Origin of the sequence: Rhizobium sp. CF080, assembly GCF_000282095.2 — a bacterium.
Taxonomy (GTDB): Bacteria; Pseudomonadota; Alphaproteobacteria; order Rhizobiales; family Rhizobiaceae; genus Neorhizobium.
This window is the reverse complement of the sequence record NZ_AKKC02000004.1, coordinates 1,344,352-1,366,051: the sequence shown is the minus strand read 5'-3', so window position 1 is coordinate 1,366,051 and position 21,700 is coordinate 1,344,352. Positions and strand designations below refer to the sequence as shown.

The window sequence follows — 21,700 nt, the reverse complement described above, 5'->3', positions numbered from 1 at the left end:
TTGCCCAATCTGGAAAATGGCGACGACCGGGAGCGCCCGGTTGTCGCCGTTGCCGTGCCCGGTAGCGGGCGGTCGGTGGCCGCGCCGGCGCTTGACGAGGCGAAAATAGCGGGGCATGGTCGTTCCATTCGACTGGAACAGATAGTGATCGTATTCATGGATTTTTTCATCGACCGTGAGTTGACGGTGTCGCTGCGCACCCAGCTTCAGGGGCTCATCACCGACGGTTGGGCATGAGCCAGCCAATCCTGATCTGGGGCGCCGGCGCGATCGGCGGCACGCTGGGGGCGGCTTTCATCCGCGCCGGCGAGGATGTGATTTTCGTCGACAACGTCAAGGAACATGTCGACGCGATCAACGAAAAGGGATTGAAGATCGTCGGCCCGATCTTTGAAGATATCGTCAAGGCCAGGGCCTATCTCCCGGAAGAGCTGGAAGGCGAGTATCAGCGGACCTTTCTCTGCGTCAAAGCCCATCATACGGAGGCGGCGGCAAAGTCTCTCGTCCAGCATCTCCCCGCCGACGGATATGTTGTCTCCGCCCAGAACGGGCTCAACGAACGGGTGCTTGCCCGCATCGCCGGAGACCATCGGGTCGTCGGCTGCTTCGTCAATTTCGGGGCGGATTATCTGGAGCCGGGCGTCGTGCAATATAGCGGCCACGGCGCCGTTGTGATCGGAGAGCTCGGCGGGCGTTTCACGGACCGGGCCGAAGATATCTATGAACTCATGCGGCAGTTCGAGCCGAAAGCGCTGATCACGAACAATATCTGGGGCTTTCTGTGGGGCAAACTCATCTACGGCGCCCTACTCTTCGGCACGGCTCTGACCAATGACAGCATTGCAGATGTGCTCGCCAATCCGATCGCCCGCCCGGTTCTGCGCAGGCTTGCGCTGGAAGTGGCGACCGTGGCCGCCATCAACAACATCCAGCCGGAAGCCTTCGACGGGTTCGATCCGGCTGCCTTCGGGCCGCTGGCGTCACCGGAGCAGACCGACAAGTCCTTCGACGACATGGTCGAGCATAATCGCAGGTCGGCGAAATCGCATTCCGGCATCTGGCGCGATCTTGCCGTGCGCAAGCGCAAGACGGAGGTGGACGCGCAGGTGATGCCGGTCGTCGAGATCGGCAAGGAATCGCGGGTTCCGACGCCGCTTGCCGCACGCCTGATCGTCATGATCCACGAGATCGAGGACGGCAAGCGCGAGCTCGACATGGCCAATCTCGAAGAGCTGGCGAACGTGACGGTATGAACATCTCGTTCGACGGCAAGGTGGTAATCGTCACGGGTGCTGCCCACGGGTTTGACCGGGCGATCGCGCAAGGGTTCGCAAGCCGCGGTGCCGTGGTCCATGTCTGCGACGTCAATGTTGCCGGGCTTGAGGAAACAGTCAGGCTTTGCGGGCCGCAGGCCACGGCGCATATGCTCGACGTTGGTAACCGCAGCGCCGTGCAGACGCTTTTGGCCCTCATCGGCGACGTGGATATCCTCGTCAACAATGCCGGCGGCGTGCGGGGGCAGGTGGGCCGGCCGATCGAGGAGATATCCGAGAGCGACTGGCAGACGATCTTTGACGTCAACCTGTCCGGCGCCTTCTTCATGGCCCAGGCGGTCGCGCCCGGCATGAAGCGGAAAAACGCAGGCCGCATCATCAATATCTCCAGCGGTGCAGGTCTCGGGATTTCGCTGACCGGCATCCAGGCCTATGCCAGCGCCAAGGCCGGCCAGATCGGGCTGACGCGCCAGCTCGCCCATGAGCTCGGGCCGTGGGGCATCACCGTCAACAATGTCGCCCCCGGCTTCGTGCGTTCCAACCCGGCGACCGAACGGCAGTGGGAGGCGATGGGCGAGGAAGGGCAGGAGCGGCTCCTGCAGAATATTGCCCTGAAACGCCTGGGCAGCCCAGACGACATCGCCGCGATGGTGATGTTCTTCGCATCCGATTTCGCCGGCTGGATTTCCGGGCAGGTCATCAGCGTGGATGGCGGCAAATGAGCGTCGAAGCCTAATTCGACGCGCATGATGAAGCCTGAAGAATGCCGCTCATCTCCGTATCGCAATCTGCCAGAGAAAAAACGGACCACCGACGAGGGCGACCAGCAGGCCGACAGGCACTTGCCAGGGAAAGATGAGCGTCCGGCCGAGCCAGTCGGCGATCGCCATTGTGACACCACCGAGGAACGCACTGACGAAAAGCTGAGGCAGCGGCCGATGATAACCGAGATAGTCAGCGGCACGTGGCGCGATCAGCCCGATGAAACTCAACGGCCCGACAAACACGGTTGCGGCTGCCGCGGAGAGTCCGGCCGCCAGGAGGATGGAGAGCCGCACGGTCTTCAGCGGAATGCCCAGCGACATCGAGGTCGCTTGGCCGAGCGGCAGGATTTCCAACCAGCGCGCCATGAGCGGTGAACCGGCCAGGATGACAAGCAAGATGCAGCCTGCCGTTGCCGCATCGCTCAGGGTCGCCCGATAGGTCGAGCCGGAGAGCCAGGCGAGCAGAAAATCGATGCGCGGATCGCCGCTTGCCAGCACCAGCGCAGCAAGCCCCGTGCCGACGGCTGACAGGGAAATTCCCGCAAGCAGGATATGGTCGGGCGAAAAGAATGTCCTTGCGGCCATCCGCACGATTACCCCGAGCGTCAGCAATGCGCCGGCCGTAGCCGCCAGGATCATGTTCGTCCGGTCGAGTTCGATGCCGACCAGAAACAGCAGGACAACGCCGATGGCGGCCCCGGAAGATATGCCGAGTACCTCCGGCGAAGCCATAGGATTGCCCGTCATGCGTTGTATGAGCGTTCCGGAGACGGCGAGAATCGCGCCCGCCGAGAGCGCAACGAGCGCACGCGGCAGGCGTAGCGGCAGGAAGGTTGCAAGTTCGGCTCCGGAAACCCAATGCCATCCATCGACGCCGCGCGCGAAAAACAGGCTGAGGGCAATCGTCAAGGCCATTGTGGCTATCGCCGCAAACGGCATCCACCAACGGATCACATGGCGAGGCGACGCAATGTCGGATCCGCCCTGCGTCGGCATGATTACGCGCATGCGCGGCAGAAGGAAGAGAAGCAATGGCGCCCCGATGAGCGCTGTCGCCGTGCCTGTCGGCACTTCTTCCGGCAGAGGGAGAACCTGGACGAGCTGGTCGGTGAACCAAAGGAGCAAGGCGCCACCGGCCGACGCCACAACCATCCGCCGCGCAAAAGTGCGTGCACCGAGCGCTCCTGCGATATGCGGCGCTGCGAGCCCGACGAAACCAATGACACCGACCGCGGCAACGACGGCAGCACTTAGCCAGACGGCGACGGCCAGACCTGCCAACCGGAGTAACCCGGGGGAAACCCCGAGGCTGCGGGTACTCTCATCATCAAGCTCGAGAATGCGAATCGGCCGGATCAGGCTTGTCGCCAGGGCAAATCCGACCAGCAGCTTGACCGAAAGGTTCGTCACCACAGCCGTGCCATTCTGGATGAGGGATCCCGTCTGCCAGATAAAAAGCTCGGTCATGTAGTCGCGGTCGAGAACGACGAGGAGCGCGCTTGCCGAACCGCAGACCAGGCTGACGACGAGGCCTGCGAGCACCAGTGAAACGGGCGAGAGATGTCGGCGCCAGGCGAGCAGAATGACCGCCGCCGTCGCCAGCGCGCCGCCGCCGATCGCCACCAGTTCGCGACCGGTCTGCAGGAGAAATGGCGCAAGGATGGCGGCTGTGCCGAGTGCCAGGTTGGCGCCCGCTGCCGTCCCGACGGTTGCGGGCTCGGCGAGCGGATTGCGGAGCGTTTGCTGGAAGATCGTTCCCGCAAGGCCGAGCGCCGCGCCAGCGACGATGCTGACAGCCACACGGGGAATGGCGGAGTGATGGAAGAGCAACTGCCCGACATCGGTCATCTCAGGTGCGATCAATGCGCTCCACCAGAGGTTCAACGGCAGCAGCTCGGCAAGCCGAAGCGAGGTCAGGACAAGGCAAAGACCGGCAAATGCCAGGAGGGCAAGAATGGCGAATGGTGTCGATCTCCACTCCAGCGAAATCCGCGAGCCGGTTATCATGCCGAAACCAGGTTGTCGGCGAGGAGCGCCGCAAAACGGGCCGCTACATCCAGTCCGCCGAACGGCCAGAGGGTGGGAATGGTGGTAATCGGGTGGGCACGCACGGCGGGCAGGTTTTGCCACAATGAACTTCCGCGCATCATCCGCACCGCATGCGGCATGATCGGTTCCAGGCAAACGAGCCGGGCGTCGCCGATGGTTGCGAGCTGCTCCACGCCGACGGTCGAAATCCCCCATTCGCTTGTCTCGCGGTCCCATGCGTTCCGGATGTCCAGCCGGTCCATCACATTCTGAAGCAGGCTGCCGGCACCGTAGATGCGCAGGTGCCGGTCATCAAAAAAGGTGAAGAGGCAGAGTGGGGTAGCCTTGCGATCTGCGAGCCGCCGGCGAGATTCGTCAATCGTTCGCTCCGTCTGGATAAGAAGGGCTTCTGCCTCGCGCTCCCGTCCCAGGCGCTCGCCAAGCCTTTGCGTCTCCCGTTTGGCCTGTGCATATGGCGAGTTTTTCTCGGCATAGAGGGAAAGGTCATAGGTTGGCGCGAAACGTTCAAAATCCCCGATCTCCAATCCGTAGCCGTAGGTCGCGATGATCAAGTCCGGATTGAGCTCTTCCAGCAGCTCGAGGCTCGGCTCGCCCCGTGACCCGAGGTCGAGCGTCGTCTCCGGCAATGTCGGCTGCTCGACCCATTGCGTGTACCCTTTGAGATCGCCGACGGCGATCGGCGCAAGCCCAAGGGACATGACCATCCCGGCGGCCGTCCACTCCAGGCAGGCGACGCGCCGGGGAGGAGACGACGTAAAACCGCAAGATGGGAAAACGGCAAAGGCGCCCGTCCCGCCCAGGAACGTGCGCCTCGTCGGAGAATGGAAGCCAGCGCTCAAGCTGCCTTCCTTACCATGTAACCCGCACCGAGGCGGTGATCCGGCGACCCTCGCCGTAAAAGCAACCGAAGCTGTCGGCAAAGCAGGAAGCGACGTAATCCTTGTCGAAGATGTTGCTGACGTTGAGCGAGAGTGTCGTATTGTCCTTCTTGTAGCTGAGGGCGGCGTCGGCGAGCACATAGCCGGGAACCTTGAAGGTATTGGCGTCATCGCCCCAGGTCTTGCCCACATATCGAACGCCGCCGCCAATGGTGAGCCCTTCCAGCGGTCCATCCTGCAACTCATAGTCCGCCCAGAGCGAGACACGGTGCCGGGCGACGCCGAAGGGTGTGGTGCCGAGATCACTTGTTCCGGCGACAGAATCCCCGCTGGTTTCCTTTGTTACTTCCGTGTCGAGATAGGTGTAGGCGAGCCGCACATCCAAACCGGAATCAAGGCTTGCCACGCCCTCGACTTCAATCCCGCGCGAGGTGATTTCACCGGTCTGCGAAACCGTGCCTCCGCCCGGACCGCTGTAGCTCACGACATTCTGGCGGGAGAGATCGAAGGCAGACACAGTCATGAAGGAGTTTGAGCCCGGAGGTTGATACTTGATACCGACCTCATACTGGCGGCCTGTCTCCGGTTCGAATCCGGCCATGATGACCGGGTTGAAAGATTCCGTATAGCTCACATATGGCGCCAGGCCATTGTCGGCGAGATAGACGAGGCCGGCGCGTCCGGTGAATGCGTCGTCTTTCATGTTCACGTTGTTGGCGGAGTCGATGGCGTCACGCGCCGTTCCCCATGCCCAGTCGTAACGGCCGCCCAATGTCAGCGTCCACCGATCGAGCTTGATCTGGTCCTGTCCATAGACGCCAAGCTGGCTCTGAACGGTCTCGGTGTTCCGGTAAGGCGTCATCGGACCGATCGGGCTGCCGTAGACGGGTTCGAAGATGTCGAGCGGATCCACGTCACCGCTCGACGCGTAGTCGCGAAAATAGTGGCGCTTGAAGTCGATACCGGCGAGCAGGGTGTGCGCCAACTCACCCGTATCGAACTCGCCGATGATCTGCGTGTCGATCGTGCCGCCCTGGAGATTGGTGCTGCCGCCGTCGGCATAACGATCATAGGTCCGGCCGTCCGCCTGCAGCCCGGCGCCGAAAACGCCCTGTTCCTCATGGGTCAGCCAGACATAGCGCGCGTTCTGGCGGATCTGCCATGCATCGTTGAAATGGTGTTCGAATTCGTAACCGACGGAACCGAGCGTATTGTTGTATTCGTCGAAAGCGGGCTCGCCGACGAAACGGCTATTCGGGATCTTGCCAAAAGGGCTGCCAAAAACAGTACCGGATGCCGGAAGATATTGCATGGCCCAGCCCGAACGGTCGCGCTGATACTGACCGAGAACGGTGAGCTTTGTGTCTTCATCCGGCTTGAACGTGATCGCCGGCGCCAGGAAGAGGCGGTCATCGTCGACGAAATCGATCTGCGTCGAGCTGTCGCGCACCACGCCCGTCATGCGATAGAACAGCGTGTCTTCGCTACCCACCGGCCCGCCGAAATCGAACCGGCCCTCATAATGCTCGAAACTCCCGCCCACAATCTCGACCTCGCGCAGCACGTCTTCGGTCGGCCGCTTGCTGACATAGTTGATCAAGCCGCCGGGTGTGGCCTGTCCATAAAGAACGGAAGCCGGACCGCGCAGGATCTCGTAGCGCTCGGCGCCATAGGGCTCGATCGCGTTGAACATGGTAAAGTTGGAGTCTTTGAGCTGCAGGCCATCGCGATAGAAGATGCCGCTATTGCCCGTGCCCATGCCGCGGAGCTGGACACCGAGACCGCGATTGTCCGTGCCATAGAGGTCGCCGCTGGCGCCTGGGGTGTAGCGCAGCGCGCTGTTGAGGCTGTTGACCCCTTGCACGTCCATCTGATCGCGCGTGACCACGGAAATCGACTGCGGCGTCTCGATCAGCGGCGTATCGGTCTTGGTGCCCGTCGCGCTGCGGGTCGCCACGAAGCCGTCCACCGGCCCCCAGGCGGTCTCCGAACTCAATATGATCGGCGCAAGTTCCGTGGCACCGCCAGCCGATGCGGCGGTGTTGGTGCTGGTCGGATCCGTCAGCACAACGGTATTGGCCCCCTGGAACCGCCAGGAAAGACCGCTTCCGGCAAGCAGCCGTCTGAGCGCTTCCTCCGGTGACGCGGAACCGCTGAGACCCTGTGTGCGAGCGCCGGCAGGCAGGGCGCCGTTGAAAAGCACGTCTATACCCGTCACCGAGGAAAAGCGCACCAAGGCTGATGACAGTGGCTGGGCAGGGATCGAGAACGTGTAGGAGGATGCAGGAGCCTGCGCCGCTGCCGACATGGCCTGAAAGAGCGGAATGACGCAGACAGTCGCCAGAAGCAGCTTGCGGAACGATCCTGCCGACATGCTCGGCAGATGGCGATTGATGATAAGACGCGACACGAAAATCCCCCTTGGCAACGCGACAGACCAGCGCGATACATGCGCTCTGATCATGGGGACGAACGCTTTCCCCAAAAACCTGAGTGATTTTTGAAATATTTATCTCGGGTAAATAAAGGTCAGCCACGGTGACAGGGTCTGGACCTTGATCGGCAGTCCAAGCGCCAGCGTGTCGAGGATGGTATCGGACCGCTTTACGTCGACGATGATCGTCACCGGGCTCTGCGCCAGCCTGTCGTCCATGACGATGATCTTGCCGGTGCGCCAGCGGGAGAGAGACGATATGACATCTCGAAATGGGGTAGAGAGGAAAACCAGCTTGCCGCTCCTCCAGGAAAGCTGCGTCTCGACATCCGTCTTGAGAGGCATCGACATCCGCCCGTTTCGGTAGATCAGGCTTTGTCCCTGCTCGACACGCTGGAATTTGTCGCCGCTGGAAACGCTGACCGCATGCTCGGTGACCGTCACCGCGATCCCGTCTTCCTGGAAGCCGACTGAAAAGGCAGTGCCGAGCGCTCTTGAAAAGAGATCCGAGGCCTCGACGACAAAGGGGCGTGACGCGTCCGGTGCAACCTGGAAAAACGCCTCGCCCTTTTCAAGCACGACCCGGCGCCGTTCCGCATCGAAATTGAGTGCCAATGCGGTCCGGGTCGACAACGTGGCGACCGAACCATCGGGCAGCGTCACCGAGGCGGTCTCGCCCGTTCCCGTGCTGTAAACCGCTGAGGGACTGAAGAGGCGCATGCCGCCCCAGACAGCGCCGGCGAGCACGATGGCGGCCCCGCCCGTTTTCAGAACGGTCCGCCGTGAAGCGGACGGCGTCTTGCCGAGATCATTGACGATGCCGGCCCCGGACCACAACCGTTCCAGTTCGGCATACGCCTTCGCATGCCTCTCGTCGGCAAGCAGCCATTCCCGAAGACCCTGGCGGTCGGACGCGGTCTCGTTACCATCCAGCAGAAGCGCGAACCACTCCGCTGCCCTGCGGGAAATCTCATCCTCTGTTTGTCTGCGGCCCTCGGGCACTTCTTCCATGCGACGCGATTCCTCAAAACCCATAAACAGAACGAACAGGACGGGGAGAAATCTGGTTCGGCATGACGAATGAAACTGCTTACATTCCGGCTTTCAGCCGTTCCAGCGCAGTCACCATATGGCTGAAGACCGTTTTGGGAGAAATGCCGAGCTTCGCGCCGATCTCGACATAGCTCAACCCTTCTATCCGCGAGAGTAGGAAGACTTGCCGGCATTTCGGCGGCAGCGAATTGACGATTTCCTGCAGTTTCTTCAATTCATCGCGGCTGAGAACCACATCCTCGGCGGAGGGACGGTTGTCCGCGACGTATTCCAGATGATCGACGCCGGCGACGAAAGGTGCGATGCGCCGTCGACGTTCATGGTCGGCCGCCAGATTACGTCCGGTGGTGACGAAATAGCCCGCCAGATCGGATACGTCGCGCAGAAGACCAGGTCGCTCCCAGAGCCTCAGAAACGTATCTTGCGTGAGGTCGGCCGTGGTCGCCGCACATTCCACCCGCCGTTGAATGGCGGCAGCAAGGCGTTCTCTCACGGAGAGGAAAACCTCAAGAAAATCGCGTCTACGGATATCGTCCATGCTGCCGACTATACCGCCGCCCCGGGGGGCGGCAAGAGGCTTGGCCAAAAAATCATGACTATTATCTTCATGTTTTATGCGGAATTGAGACGTGACTCGGGATCGACGCACGTTGCTTTCAGCCCGATCCTCCGAAGCCGGAGAAATTTTCGCGTATTTTGATCTCTATCCGTTGACGCGAATCTAACCTCGACTACTATATCTAGTGTTCGAGGTTCTTTCGATTCGCATGGGTCGAAAGCTAAGATGGGAATTCGGTGCGCGACGCTCATGATGAGTGCGCAATGCCGGAGCTGCCCCCGCAACTGTAAGCGGCGAGCATCCGCTCAAATCAGCCACTGACGCCGGAAGGCGTCGGGAAGGCGAGTTGGATGCTGCGACCCGTGAGCCAGGAGACCTGCCTCAAAACGAAAACGTCCACGGGCGGGGTGTCCGGAGGTCGCGGATGATGTGCGGGATGATGCCGCATGCGCCGCTTCCCCCGATCTCCCGTATGAGCCACTTCGGGGTGAAGTCTATGCCGCATTATTAAGTTCAGTATCTGCGCGAGTAGCGGGCGCTTGACGTCCGGCGACTGAGCGCGGTCGCCATCCAATTTCAGATTTGTCGCACGGGCATCGGTGGATCACCGGCCGATACTCCATGCTTTTAATCCTGCACGAGGAACACAATGAGCATTATCGTTTACAGCAAGCCTGCCTGCGTCCAGTGCACGGCAACCACCCGGGCGCTCGACCGTCAGGGCATCGATTATCAGGTCGTGGATGTGTCCACTGATCCCTCTGCCTACCAGTTCGTGCAGGGCCTCGGCTATCGCCAGGTTCCCGTGGTCGTGGTGGGTGAGCTTCATTGGGCGGGATTTCGTCCGGACATGATCGACTCGCTCGCGGCTTGAAGACGTCAAGCGATGGGTGAGATCGTCTACTTCTCCAGCCGGTCTGAGAACACGCATCGCTTCGTGACCCGGCTCGGCTTTCCCGCCCGGCGCATTCCCATCAGCACCGGCGAGGCGTTTAGTGCGGTCTCTCCCTATGTGCTGATTGTCCCGACCTATTGTGGCGAAGGCGGCAAGGGAGCTGTGCCTAAACAGGTGATCCGCTTTCTCAATGAGGCGGCAAACCGAGAAAACATCCGCGGCGTGATCGCTGCGGGCAACAGCAATTTCGGAGCGACCTTCGGGATCGCCGGCGACATCATCTCCGTCAAGTGCCGTGTGCCGTACCTCTACCGGTTCGAGCTGCTTGGCACCGATGAGGATGTCGCGAACGTCAGACACGGATTGGAACGATTTTGGACGCGACAACCTTCGAAATACCGATGAAGACATCGGAATCCGACCTAGATTACCACGCCCTCAACGCGATGCTGAACCTCTATGACGAGCATGGCAAAATCCAGCTCGACAAGGACCGGCTGGCGGCACGGCAATATTTCCTCCAGCACGTCAACCAGAACACCGTCTTCTTTCATAATCTCAGGGAAAAGCTCGATTACCTCGTGACCGAGGGGTATTACGAGCGTGAGGTGCTGGACCAGTATTCGTTCAACTTCGTCCGCGACCTGTTCGACGAGGCCTATGCCAGGAAGTTCCGTTTTCCGACCTTCCTCGGGGCTTTCAAGTATTACACAAGCTATACGCTGAAGACGTTCGACGGGAAGCGGTATCTGGAGCGCTATGAAGACCGCGTCTGCATGGTGGCCTTGACTTTGGCACGCGGCAACGAGGCACTGGCCCGCGATCTCGTCGACGAGATCATTTCCGGCCGCTTTCAGCCGGCGACACCGACCTTCCTCAATGCCGGCAAGAAGCAACGCGGCGAGCTTGTGTCCTGCTTCCTGCTGCGCGTCGAAGACAACATGGAAAGCATCGGCCGCTCGATCAATTCGGCGCTGCAGCTGTCAAAGCGCGGCGGCGGGGTGGCGCTGTCACTTACCAACATCCGCGAGGCCGGCGCGCCGATCAAGCATATCGAGAACCAGTCCTCCGGTATCATCCCGGTCATGAAACTGCTGGAAGACTCGTTCTCCTACGCCAACCAACTCGGCGCGCGGCAAGGAGCGGGTGCGGTCTACCTGAATGCCCACCATCCCGACATCATGCGCTTCCTCGATACCAAGCGCGAGAATGCCGACGAGAAGATCAGGATCAAGACCCTGTCGCTCGGCGTCGTCATTCCCGACATCACCTTCGAGCTCGCCAGGAACAACGAGGACATGTACCTCTTCTCGCCCTATGACGTCGAACGGGTCTACGGGGTACCCTTCACCGAAATCTCGGTGACGGAAAAGTACCGCGAGATGGTGGCGGACAGCCGCATCCGCAAGAAGAAGATCAAGGCGCGCGACTTCTTCCAGGTGATCGCCGAAATCCAGTTCGAGAGCGGTTATCCCTACCTCATGTTCGAAGACACGGTAAACCGCGCCAACCCGATCGCCGGCCGCATCACCATGAGCAATCTCTGCTCGGAAATCCTGCAGGTGAGCCAGGCGAGTGCCTTCAACGACGATCTGTCCTACAGCCATATGGGCAAGGACATTTCCTGCAATCTCGGCTCGCTCAACATTGCAGCCGCGATGGATGCGGCCGATTTCGGCAGGACCATCGAGATGGCCATCCGGGCGTTGACGGCGGTCTCCGAGATGAGCCACATCTCCTCGGTGCCGTCGATCGAAAAGGGCAATGACGACAGCCATGCGATCGGCCTCGGCCAGATGAACTTGCACGGCTATCTCGCCCGCGAGCGCATTTTCTACGGTTCCGACGAGGGCATCGACTTCACCAACATCTATTTCTACACGGTGACCTATCACGCCATCCGCGCCTCGAACCGGCTGGCAGTCGAGCGGGGCCAGAGCTTCAAGGGTTTCGAGAACTCGAAATACGCCTCAGGCGAGTATTTCGACAAATATACCGAGCGCGCGTGGGTTCCGGTAACGGAGCGAGTCAAGGAACTCTTCGAAATGGCGGGCATCGCGATCCCGACGCAGGAGGAATGGCTGGCGCTGAAGCAGGCGGTGATGGCCTCGGGACTCTATAACCAGAACCTGCAGGCCGTGCCGCCGACCGGGTCGATCTCCTATATCAACCACTCGACCTCCTCGATCCATCCGATCGTCTCGAAGATCGAGATCCGCAAGGAAGGCAAGATTGGTCGCGTCTATTATCCCGCGGCTTTCCTCACCAACGACAATCTCGAATATTATCAGGATGCCTACGAGATCGGGCCGGAGAAGATCATCGACACCTATGCGGCGGCCACCCAGCATGTCGACCAAGGCCTGTCGCTGACCTTGTTCTTCCGCGACACGGCAACGACCCGCGACATTAACCGGGCGCAGATCCATGCCTGGAAAAAAGGCATCAAGACCATCTATTACATCCGGCTTCGCCAGATGGCGCTCGAAGGCACGGAAGTGCAGGGCTGCGTTTCCTGCACGCTGTGATCAGACCAGATTTCAAGGACATCAAAATGAACATTGCCATCAAGCCTGTCGCACGCGTGCGCGCCATCAACTGGAACCGCGTCGACGACGACAAGGACCTCGAAGTCTGGAACCGCCTCACCGGCAATTTCTGGCTGCCGGAAAAGGTGCCGTTGTCGAACGATATTCCCTCGTGGGGCACGCTGAAGCCGGAGGAGCAGCAGCTCACAATCCGCGTCTTCACGGGCCTGACGCTGCTCGACACGATCCAGAACGGCGTCGGCTCCGTCCGCCTCATGGCGGACTCCGCCACGCCGCATGAAGAGGCGGTGTTCTCCAATATCTCCTTCATGGAGGCGGTTCACGCGCGATCCTATTCGTCGATCTTCTCGACGCTGTGCTCGACGCCGGATGTCGACGATGCCTACCGCTGGTCGGAGGAGAATGAGTTCCTGCAGAAGAAGTCGATGCTGATCATGGAACAGTATGCGACCAGTGATCCGCTGAAGAAGAAGGTGGCGTCCGTCTTCCTGGAAAGCTTCCTGTTCTATTCCGGCTTCTACCTGCCGATGTACTGGTCGAGCCGTGCCAAGCTCACCAATACCGCGGACATGATCCGCCTCATCATCCGTGACGAGGCGGTGCACGGTTACTACATCGGCTACAAGTTCCAGCGCACGCTGGATCGGCTGAGCGAGGAGCGACGCCAGGAGATCAAGGATTTCGCCTTCGACCTGCTGCTCGAACTCTACGACAACGAGGCGAGATATACGGAGGCGCTTTATGACAGCGTCGGGCTGACTGAAGACGTCAAGAAATTCCTGCACTACAACGCCAACAAGGCGCTGATGAACCTCGGTTACGAGGCGTTGTTTCCGCCTGAAGCCTGCAAGGTCAATCCGGCAATCCTGTCGGCGCTCTCGCCCAATGCCGACGAGAACCACGACTTCTTCTCCGGCTCCGGGTCATCCTACGTCATCGGCAAGGCGGTCGCGACCGAAGACGAGGATTGGGATTTCTGAACGGTGGGATCGCGCTTGTTGAACCCTAGCTGAGAGCGTTAGCGCAAATCGGCCCCACCGTCGGGATCCAACTCTATCAGGAAAACACCTGTGCCCCCTGAGATAACGAGGTCGCTGGTCGCTTCGGCCTCTAAGGCCAGGCAGTCAAGTGGCCCGAGTTCAGCTTTCTCCGAACCGAAGGCGATCGTGTGGTTTCCGGTCGCAAGAACGAACCTCAAGGAGGCGGACGGCGATAGCGAGAGGGGAGCCGGCTGCCGGCTGACGCGGTGGGAAAACCGACCGCGTCGCGTCATGACGTTGAGGTCGGTTACGACACCATTCACAAGCTTTGCCAAGACCGGCTTGTCGGCGGGAAATGGACAGGGTTCGGAATTGAGATCAAGAACAAGGGAAGTGTCGCCATCGATCGTGAGCTCCATCCCGGCACCGGCGAGGATCGACAGGGTTCGGTCGATCCCGGGAAAGATCGAGAACGGTCCGTCCGAGGCGACGGTCGCCATGCTGATGCGCCAGTCGAAATCCTCGATCGACGCGCCCGGGGGAAACACGGCGATCTCCACTGTCTCGCCGCCTCCGTTCTTCCACGGCATTCGCTTGTAGTCGGATGCGCGCAGGATTTTCATAGCTTCAGTTTCCGAGAATACCCGGCAAGCGAAGACCGTTTTCCGTGGCACAATCGATAGCGATCTCGTAGCCGGCATCCGCGTGGCGCATGACGCCGGTGGCGGGGTCGTTCCAGAGCACGCGTTCGATCCGGCGGTCGGCATCCACCGTGCCGTCGCAGCAGATGACCATGCCGGAATGCTGCGAATAACCCATGCCCACGCCGCCGCCGTGATGTAGCGATACCCAGGTGGCACCAGATGCGGTATTCAGGAGCGCGTTCAGGAGCGGCCAGTCGGACACCGCATCCGAACCGTCCTTCATCGCTTCGGTTTCTCGATTGGGAGAGGCGACCGAACCGGAATCGAGGTGGTCGCGGCCGATCACGATCGGCGCTTTCAGCTCGCCATTGCGAACCATCTCGTTGAAGGCGAGGCCGAGCTTGTGGCGGACGCCGAGGCCCACCCAGCAGATGCGCGCCGGCAGGCCCTGGAAGGAAATCCGTTCACGCGCCATGTCGAGCCAGTTGTGGAGATGCGTGTTGTCCGGCAGCAGCTCCTTCACCTTGGCGTCGGTACGGTAGATATCTTCCGGATCACCGGAAAGGGCGGCCCAGCGGAACGGGCCGATGCCGCGGCAGAACAGCGGGCGGATATAGGCCGGCACGAAGCCCGGGAAGGCGAAGGCGTTTTCCAGCCCTTCGTCCTTGGCGACCTGGCGGATATTGTTGCCGTAGTCGAGTGTCGGGATGCCGGCGTTCCAGAAGGCGATCATTGCCTCCACATGTTCGCGCATCGAGGCGCGGGCGGCTTTTTCCACCGCCTTTGGATCGCTTTCGCGTTTCGCCTTCCATTCGGCGATCGTCCAGCCCTTCGGCAGATAGCCGTTGATCGGATCGTGGGCGGAGGTCTGGTCCGTGACCATGTCCGGACGGATCCCGCGACGGACCATTTCGGGCAGAATCTCCGCGGCATTGCCGAGCAGGCCGACGGATTTTGCCTCGCCGGCGGCGGTCCAGCGGGTGATCATCTCCATGGCTTCGTCGAGCGTTTCCGCCTTGGCGTCGACATAGCGGGTGCGCAGGCGAAAATCGATGCTGTCCGGATTGCATTCGACGGCCAGGCAGCAGGCACCGGCCATGACGGCGGCAAGCGGCTGTGCGCCGCCCATGCCGCCGAGGCCGCCGGTCAGGATCCATCTGCCCTTGAGGTTGCCGTCATAATGCTGGCGTCCGGCCTCCACGAACGTCTCGTAGGTGCCCTGCACGATGCCCTGGGTGCCGATATAGATCCACGAACCGGCGGTCATCTGGCCGTACATGGCCAGCCCTTTCTTATCCAGCTCGTTGAAATGGTCCCAGGTCGCCCAATGGGGCACGAGGTTCGAGTTGGCGATCAGCACGCGCGGCGCGTCCTTGTGGGTGCGGAACACGCCGACCGGCTTGCCGGATTGCACCAGCAACGTTTCCTCCTCCGTGAGCGTCTTCAGCGTCGCGACGATCCGGTCGAAATCGTCCCAGGTGCGGGCAGCGCGTCCGATGCCGCCATAAACGACGAGTTCGTTGGGATTTTCCGCCACGTCCGGGTCGAGATTGTTCATCAGCATGCGCAGCGGCGCTTCCGTCATCCAGCTTTTGGCGTTGAGCTGGTTGCCGCGCGGGGCGCGGATTTCGCGGATATTGGGTCGGGGATTGGTCATCGGAACGTTCCCTTTATCGGTTGTTGTTTTTCTGTGAGGCGAGGTCGAGGGCGACCCGCTCGATCCGCGTCAGGATATCTTTCAGATGGACGCGCAGCCGCTCTGCCTTGGTCGGATGATAGGCAAAGGGCAGGGCCTGCGCCGCGAGATGGGTGGACTGGGCAAGTTCCATCTGGATGGCATGGGCGCCGGTTTCCGGCCTGCCGTAAAACCGTGTCGTCCAGCCGCCCTTGAAGCGGCCGTTGAGGATGCTGGTGTAGCCCGACGCCGCCGCCGTCACGGCGAGCACCGCCTCTTCGATTGCCGGCGCGCAGGTCCTGCCCGTGTCCGTGCCGATGTTGAAATCAGGCAGGATGCCCTCGAACAGGTACGGGATATGCGAGCGGATCGAGTGGCAATCGTAGAGCACGGCAATGCCGTGAATGGATTTGACCCGTTCGATCTCGGCTGCGAGCGCGGCATGATAGGGCGCATGGAAATCGCGCAGCCGCTCTGTGGTGTCGGCCTCGGTTGGCGCGGCATCCTGTTTCCATATGCTCTTGCCGTCGAAATCCGTCTCCGGGATCAGGCCCGTGGTGTTCTGGCCGGGATAGAGGCTTGCACCCTGCGGATCGCGGTTGGCGTCGATCACGTAGCGGTGGAAGGTGGCGCGCACGGTCGTTGCATCCGCCAGAAGCCCGTCATAAAGCCGGTGGATGTGCCAGTCCGTATCGGCCAGCAGGCGGCCGTTGTCGTTCAGCCGCTCCCAGATCGCCGAGGGCACATCGGTTCCCGTATGCGGAAAGCCGAGAATGACGGGGGAGGCGCCCTGTCTGGTCTCAACAACAGTCATCTACGCCTCCAGATCCGTCAGGATATCCGGTGAAACGGATGCGACGAGCGCGCCCGTGGCGACGAGATCGGTGGCGGCTTTCAGATCATTCGCCATGTAGCGGTCCTCTTCCAGGCTCGGAACGGCGGAGCGGATGGTGGCGATCACCTTCTGGAGTTCGGGGCTGGTCGTCAGCGGCTTGCGCAGTTCCACGCCTTGAGCCGCCGTCAGCGCCTCGATGCCGATGATGGTCGCAAGATTGTCGGTCATCTGCAGAAGCCGGCGTGCCCCGTGGCAGGCCATCGAAACGTGGTCTTCCTGGTTGGCGGAGGTCGGTGTCGAATCGACGGAGGCCGGATGCGACATCTGCTTGTTTTCCGACATCAGGGCGGCGGATGTGACTTCCGCGATCATCAAGCCGGAATTGAGCCCCGGTTTCTTCGCAAGAAATGCCGGCAGGCCGTAGGAGAGGGTCGGATCCACGAGCAGCGCAATGCGGCGCTGGGCGATCGCGCCGATTTCGCAGACGGCAAGCGCGATCTGGTCGGCGGCAAACGCCACCGGCTCGGCGTGGAAATTGCCGCCCGAAACAACGCTATCATCTGACAGCACCAGCGGATTGTCGGTCACTGCATTGGCTTCGATCTCGAGCGTGCGGGCGACCGAGCGCAGCAGATCGAGGCAGGCGCCGTCCACCTGCGGCTGGCAGCGGATGCAATAGGGGTCCTGCACCCGTTCGTCGCCTTGCAGATGGCTTTCGCGTATGACCGAACCCGACAGCAGGGCACGCAGAGCCGCGGCGGCATCGATCTGGCCCTTGTGGCCGCGAAGTGTGTGGATATCCGAATGGAACGGCGCGGAAGAGCCCATGGCGGCATCCGTCGACATTGCGCCGGTCACCAGCGCTGTCTGGGCAGCCCGATGGGCGCGGAACAGGCCGGCCAGTGCCAAGGCCGTGGAAGTCTGGGTGCCGTTGATCAGGGCAAGGCCTTCCTTGGCGGCAAGCACGACGGGTTTCAATCCGGCCTTCGCAAGCGCCTCGGCGGCGGGCAGCAGGCTGCCTTGATAAAAGGCCTTGCCTTCGCCCATCATCACGGCCGCCATATGGGCAAGGGGTGCCAGATCGCCAGACGCGCCGACCGAACCTTTTTCCGGGATGAGCGGGATCACGCCCTTTTCCAGCATCGCCTCGATCAGGCGTACCAGTTCGAGCCGGACGCCGGAGGCGCCACGACCGAGCGACACGAGTTTCAGCGCCATGATCAGGCGAACGATATTCTCGGCAAGCGGAGCGCCGACGCCGCAGCAATGCGACAGGATCAGGTTGCGCTGGAGCGTGGCGACATCGGCACTGTCGATCTTGATCGACGCTAGTTTTCCAAAGCCCGTGTTGATGCCGTAGACCGGCTCGTTGCCGGCGGCGATCTGGGCGATCCGCGCCGCAGCCTTTTCGATCCCCGCGTCGAACGAAGGATCGATCCGCGCCGGCGTTCCGTTCCAGTAGATGTCCTGGAGTTCGCGAAGGCTCACCGAGCCGGGTGTCAGTACAATGCTCATGCGGAAACCCTCTCGCCCTTGAAGATCCGTGCCGTCAGCGGATTGAAGCCGATGCGATAGACAAGCTCCGCCGGCCGCTCGATATCCCAGATCGCAAAATCCGCGGATTTGCCGACCTCAAGCGTGCCGGTTTCTGCCTGAAGGCCGAGTGCGCGCGCGGCCTCGCGTGTGACGCCGGCAAGGCACTCTTCGACCGTCAGGCCGAACAGCGTCGCGCCCATGTTCATGGTCATGAGCAGCGAGGTCAGCGGCGACGTGCCGGGATTGCTGTCGGTTGCAAGTGCGATACGCGTGCCGGCATCGCGTAGCGCCTGGACAGGCGGGGCCTGCTTTTCGCGAAGCGTATAGAAGGCGCCCGGCAGCAGCACGGCGACCGTACCGGCATCAGCCATGGCCCTGGCGTCTGCGGCAGAAAGATATTCGAGATGGTCGGCCGACAGCGCACCATAGGAGGCGGCGAGGCGCGCGCCACCGAGATCGGAGAGCTGTTCCGCGTGCAGCTTGACGGGCAACCCAAGCGCTTTCGCCTTGTCGAAAACCCGGGTGATTTCGGTTGGCGAGAAGGCGATGCCTTCGCAGAAACCGTCGACCGCATCGACAAGTCCTTGCGAATGCGCAGTCTCAAGGCCTGGCAAGACCACGTCGGTGATGTAATCGCCGTTGCGGCCCTTGTAGTCCGGCGGTGTCGCGTGTGCGGCAAGCCAGCTCGTGACGATCCGCACTGGCCGGACTTCACTGAGTCTGCGGGCGACCCGCAGCATCTTCAGTTCGCCCTCGATATTCAGCGCATAACCGGATTTGATCTCGACCGTGCAGATGCCTTCGGCCAGCAGCGTGTCCAGCCTGCGAAGCGCCTGTCCCAAAAGTTCATCTTCCGAGAGAGTATTGGTTGCCTTCACGGATGAGATGATGCCGCCGCCGGCGCGGGCGATCTCCTCGTAGGTCGATCCCGCAAGACGCATTTCGAATTCCATCGCGCGGTCGCCGCCGAATACGAGATGGGTGTGGCAGTCGATCAGTGCCGGGGTGATCCACCGCCCGCCGCAATCGGTTTCGGTTTCGGGATTTTTGAGTTCGGCAGGTAGGTCGGCCAGTGCGCCGACGAAGGTTATCCGCCCGTCGCGCACGGCGATCGCACCGGCTTCGATAATGCCGAGGCCGGATGCCGAGGGAGCAAAAGTGGCGATCCGTGCATTGTGCCAAAGCGATGCGGAGCCTGCTGCAGCTTTTGAAGATTCTTTCCCATCCATAAGCTTTTCGCCTTTCCTTATGGGCGAACATGTATATACATAATAATCCGAGTGACAAGAGGGATTTTGGTCTCCGCGAAGAAAAGGGAAGGGCGTCCATGGCCACGCTGCATGCGGAATTGGCTCTCCTGCCAGAAGGCTGGCAGCAGAATGTAAGGCTGACGATCGAGGCAGGCCGGCTCGCTAGAGTGGAGATCGACGCCGAGGCGGCAGATGGCGAGCGTCACAAGGTGCTCGTTCCTGCGATGCCGAACCTGCACAGTCATGCTTTCCAGCGCGCCATGGCAGGCCTCACAGAGGTTCGCGGTCCCGGCGACGACAGTTTCTGGAGCTGGCGGACGCTGATGTACAAGTTCGCGCTGTCGATCACGCCGGAACAGGTCGAGGCCGTTGCCTCACACCTTTACATGGAAATGCTGGAGGCTGGCTTTTCGCGGGTCGGCGAATTCCACTATCTCCACCACGACAGAGACGGTGGGCACTATGCCAATATCGCCGAAATGGCCGAACGCATCGGCGCCGCAAGTGTGGAAGCCGGAATTGGCCTGACGCTCCTGCCGGTCTTTTATGCGCATTCCGGCTTTGGTGGTGCGGCGCCGATCGAGGGACAGCGCCGGTTCATTCATTCGGTGGACGATTTCGCAAAGACAATGGAAGGCTGCCGTCGCCTGATCGCCCGCATGCCCGGCGCCGAACTTGGCGTTGCTCCTCATAGCCTCCGCGCCGTAACCCCGGAGGAGCTCGATGAGGTGATGCGGATGGCGGGTGACGGGCCTGTGCATATCCATATCGCCGAGCAGGTGAAGGAGGTCGAGGACTGCCTTGCCTGGTCCGGTGCCCGGCCCGTCGAATGGCTGCTCGCAAACGCGCCGGTCACCGAGCGCTGGTGTCTCATCCACGCGACGCACATGACCGAGGAGGAAACTCGTCGCATGGCGGAAAGTGGTGCCATCACTGGGCTCTGCCCGATCACCGAGGCGAATCTCGGCGACGGCATCTTCCCCGGCGAGCTTTTCCTCGGGCAGAATGGCCGCTTCGGCATCGGCTCTGATTCGAACATACTGATCTCAGTCGCGCAGGAATTACGCCAGCTCGAATACTCCCAGCGCCTCGGCTTGAAGAAGCGCAACGTCCTTGCGCAGCCGGAAGGTTCGACAGGAAGGCGGTTGTTCGAGACGGCGCTTTCCGGCGGCGGAATGGCGCTCAACGCCGGCGTTGGCCTGGCTCAAGGCAATTACGCCGATATCGTCTCGCTCGACGTCGAGCACGTTCCCTACCTTGCCGCCAATCAGATTCTCGATCATTGGATATTTGCGGGCGGCATTGCCGTGGATTGCGTCTGGGCGCTTGGCCGCAAGCAGGTCGAGGGCGGGCGGCATGTCCGGCGGGATGCGATCGGCCGGCGGTTCAGGACGGTAATGCAGGAATTGCTGACACTATGACCAATGGCAAGGAAGCCACCCTCCATCATCGTATTTTAAGCGACATAGAGGGACGGATTGTCTCCGGTGAATGGCCTCCGGGCTATCGCCTGCCGTTCGAGGTCGATCTTGCCGTGCAGTATAGCTGCTCGCGGATGACCGCCAACAAAGTGCTGACGCATCTGGCAAGGGCCGGGCTGATTGAGCGGCGCAAGAAGTCCGGCAGCTTCGTTTCGCAACCGGTGACCCAGGCCGCAGTGCTTGAAATCCACAGTATCGAAGCAGAGGTCCGCTCCCTGAAGCTTCCCTATTCCTACCGGCTGGAAAAGCGGATTCTGCGCGAGGCGAGCCCTGTCGACAGGCAACATCTGGAGCTTTCGGAAACGGCCTCGGTCCTCGATCTCGTCTGTCTTCATCATGCGGGCGAACGGCCGTTCTGCCTTGAGGAGCGGCTGATCAACCTTGCGACCGTTCCTGAGGCAGAAAGCGAGGATTTTTCGAAATCGGCGCCGGGGACCTGGCTCATCAGCCAGATCCCATGGAGCACTGCGGAACATCGGATCTACGCACTGTCGGCCACTGCGGAAGTTGCAAAGACACTCGACATTTCCAGGAACGCAGCCTGTCTCGTCATCGAACGACGGACCTGGGGCAGCAGTGGCCCGGTGACATTCGTACGCTTCACCTATCCGGGGGATCGACATGCGCTGGTCGCCCGCTTCACGCCCGGCGGAGAGAGCTAGGCCACGCTTACCCACAGTCCTGAGACAGAACGGTGCAACCGTCTCTTTCCGCCGCCTGGGCCGGAGCAGACCTTGCGCCGGCCGCAATCCTGCTGGCATAGACGTTGCGGCGGTCGCGGCCCACACATCACTCCGAGCCGAAAGCCGTCGCCCACATCTCTCATCCGCAGAAAGGATTACCC

19 protein-coding genes and 1 riboswitch are annotated in these 21,700 nt (G+C 61.4%); of the genes, 9 read left to right on the top strand and 10 right to left on the bottom strand.

The features are described 5' to 3' along the window. Genes PMI07_RS13310 through PMI07_RS13300 form a run of 3 tightly spaced genes read left to right on the top strand, consistent with a single transcriptional unit; the run spans position 1 to position 1,996 of the window. Positions 1–237 carry a hypothetical protein gene (locus PMI07_RS13310; RefSeq protein WP_037086269.1) on the top strand — a complete coding sequence of 79 codons (237 nt, stop codon included), beginning with the start codon at positions 1–3 and terminating at the stop codon, positions 235–237. Further along, on the top strand, positions 234–1,253 hold the full coding sequence (locus PMI07_RS13305) for a 2-dehydropantoate 2-reductase (RefSeq protein WP_007759880.1): 1,020 nt from the start codon (positions 234–236) through the stop codon (positions 1,251–1,253). Before PMI07_RS13310 ends, PMI07_RS13305 begins: the two co-directional genes overlap by 4 nt. Next, positions 1,250–1,996, top strand: coding sequence for an SDR family NAD(P)-dependent oxidoreductase (locus tag PMI07_RS13300; RefSeq protein WP_007759882.1), 747 nt, complete (start codon positions 1,250–1,252; stop codon positions 1,994–1,996). The genes PMI07_RS13305 and PMI07_RS13300 overlap by 4 nt, the downstream gene beginning before the upstream one ends. 48 nt (positions 1,997–2,044) lie before the next feature. Here the strand turns inward: PMI07_RS13300 and fhuB are convergent, their stop codons facing one another. From fhuB to PMI07_RS13275, 5 genes are all read right to left on the bottom strand, one after another. Further along, complete coding sequence (gene fhuB, locus PMI07_RS13295) at positions 2,045–4,045, bottom strand: Fe(3+)-hydroxamate ABC transporter permease FhuB (protein WP_024163788.1); 2,001 nt, start codon at positions 4,043–4,045, stop codon at positions 2,045–2,047. Then, positions 4,042–4,926: an ABC transporter substrate-binding protein gene (locus PMI07_RS13290; RefSeq protein WP_081760695.1), complete on the bottom strand. Its 885-nt coding sequence runs from the start codon at positions 4,924–4,926 to the stop codon at positions 4,042–4,044. Before PMI07_RS13290 ends, fhuB begins: the two co-directional genes overlap by 4 nt. A gap of 10 nt (positions 4,927–4,936) precedes the next feature. Then, entirely contained in the window at positions 4,937–7,375 is a 2,439-nt protein-coding gene (locus PMI07_RS13285; protein WP_024163787.1) for a TonB-dependent siderophore receptor, read from the bottom strand. 99 nt (positions 7,376–7,474) lie between these two features. Beyond that, the gene (locus tag PMI07_RS13280; RefSeq protein WP_007771113.1) at positions 7,475–8,410 is read right to left on the bottom strand and encodes a FecR family protein; all 936 of its coding nucleotides are present in this window, start codon (positions 8,408–8,410) and stop codon (positions 7,475–7,477) included. A 79-nt stretch (positions 8,411–8,489) separates the two neighbouring features. After that, positions 8,490–8,945, bottom strand: coding sequence for an RNA polymerase sigma factor (locus PMI07_RS13275; protein WP_245277134.1), 456 nt, complete (start codon positions 8,943–8,945; stop codon positions 8,490–8,492). Between the two features lie 240 nt (positions 8,946–9,185). Next, positions 9,186–9,410, top strand: a riboswitch (cobalamin riboswitch). Positions 9,411–9,660: 250 nt separating this feature from the next. Here PMI07_RS13275 and nrdH point away from each other — a divergent pair. Genes nrdH through nrdF form a run of 4 tightly spaced genes read left to right on the top strand, consistent with a single transcriptional unit; the run spans position 9,661 to position 13,435 of the window. After that, positions 9,661–9,885, top strand: coding sequence for a glutaredoxin-like protein NrdH (gene nrdH / locus PMI07_RS13270; protein WP_007771115.1), 225 nt, complete (start codon positions 9,661–9,663; stop codon positions 9,883–9,885). Between the two features lie 12 nt (positions 9,886–9,897). After that, positions 9,898–10,311 carry a class Ib ribonucleoside-diphosphate reductase assembly flavoprotein NrdI gene (gene nrdI, locus PMI07_RS13265; protein WP_007771116.1) on the top strand — a complete coding sequence of 138 codons (414 nt, stop codon included), beginning with the start codon at positions 9,898–9,900 and terminating at the stop codon, positions 10,309–10,311. Continuing rightward, complete coding sequence (gene nrdE / locus PMI07_RS13260) at positions 10,308–12,434, top strand: class 1b ribonucleoside-diphosphate reductase subunit alpha (protein WP_007771117.1); 2,127 nt, start codon at positions 10,308–10,310, stop codon at positions 12,432–12,434. Before nrdI ends, nrdE begins: the two co-directional genes overlap by 4 nt. A 26-nt stretch (positions 12,435–12,460) precedes the next feature. After that, positions 12,461–13,435 carry a class 1b ribonucleoside-diphosphate reductase subunit beta gene (gene nrdF, locus PMI07_RS13255; protein ID WP_024163786.1) on the top strand — a complete coding sequence of 325 codons (975 nt, stop codon included), beginning with the start codon at positions 12,461–12,463 and terminating at the stop codon, positions 13,433–13,435. 38 nt (positions 13,436–13,473) lie between these two features. Here the strand turns inward: nrdF and PMI07_RS13250 are convergent, their stop codons facing one another. The 5 genes from PMI07_RS13250 to hutI are packed head-to-tail and all read right to left on the bottom strand — an operon-like array spanning position 13,474 to position 19,354. After that, positions 13,474–14,058, bottom strand: coding sequence for a HutD family protein (locus PMI07_RS13250; protein ID WP_007773928.1), 585 nt, complete (start codon positions 14,056–14,058; stop codon positions 13,474–13,476). Between the two features lie 4 nt (positions 14,059–14,062). After that, positions 14,063–15,736: a urocanate hydratase gene (gene hutU, locus PMI07_RS13245; RefSeq protein WP_024163785.1), complete on the bottom strand. Its 1,674-nt coding sequence runs from the start codon at positions 15,734–15,736 to the stop codon at positions 14,063–14,065. A gap of 13 nt (positions 15,737–15,749) precedes the next feature. Further along, complete coding sequence (gene hutG, locus PMI07_RS13240) at positions 15,750–16,568, bottom strand: N-formylglutamate deformylase (protein ID WP_024163784.1); 819 nt, start codon at positions 16,566–16,568, stop codon at positions 15,750–15,752. Continuing rightward, on the bottom strand, positions 16,569–18,104 hold the full coding sequence (gene hutH / locus PMI07_RS13235) for a histidine ammonia-lyase (RefSeq protein WP_007754708.1): 1,536 nt from the start codon (positions 18,102–18,104) through the stop codon (positions 16,569–16,571). Next, positions 18,101–19,354, bottom strand: coding sequence for an imidazolonepropionase (gene hutI / locus PMI07_RS13230; protein ID WP_007754707.1), 1,254 nt, complete (start codon positions 19,352–19,354; stop codon positions 18,101–18,103). The genes hutH and hutI overlap by 4 nt, the downstream gene beginning before the upstream one ends. 98 nt (positions 19,355–19,452) lie before the next feature. Between hutI and PMI07_RS13225 the strand changes: the two genes are divergently transcribed. Then, positions 19,453–20,796 (top strand): formimidoylglutamate deiminase, encoded by a 1,344-nt coding sequence (locus PMI07_RS13225; RefSeq protein WP_007754706.1) that lies wholly within the window; start codon positions 19,453–19,455, stop codon positions 20,794–20,796. Beyond that, a complete protein-coding gene (gene hutC, locus PMI07_RS13220) occupies positions 20,793–21,518 on the top strand; it encodes a histidine utilization repressor (RefSeq protein WP_007754705.1) in 726 nt (241 codons plus the stop codon). The genes PMI07_RS13225 and hutC overlap by 4 nt, the downstream gene beginning before the upstream one ends. The last annotated feature ends 182 nt before the right edge of the window (positions 21,519–21,700 follow it).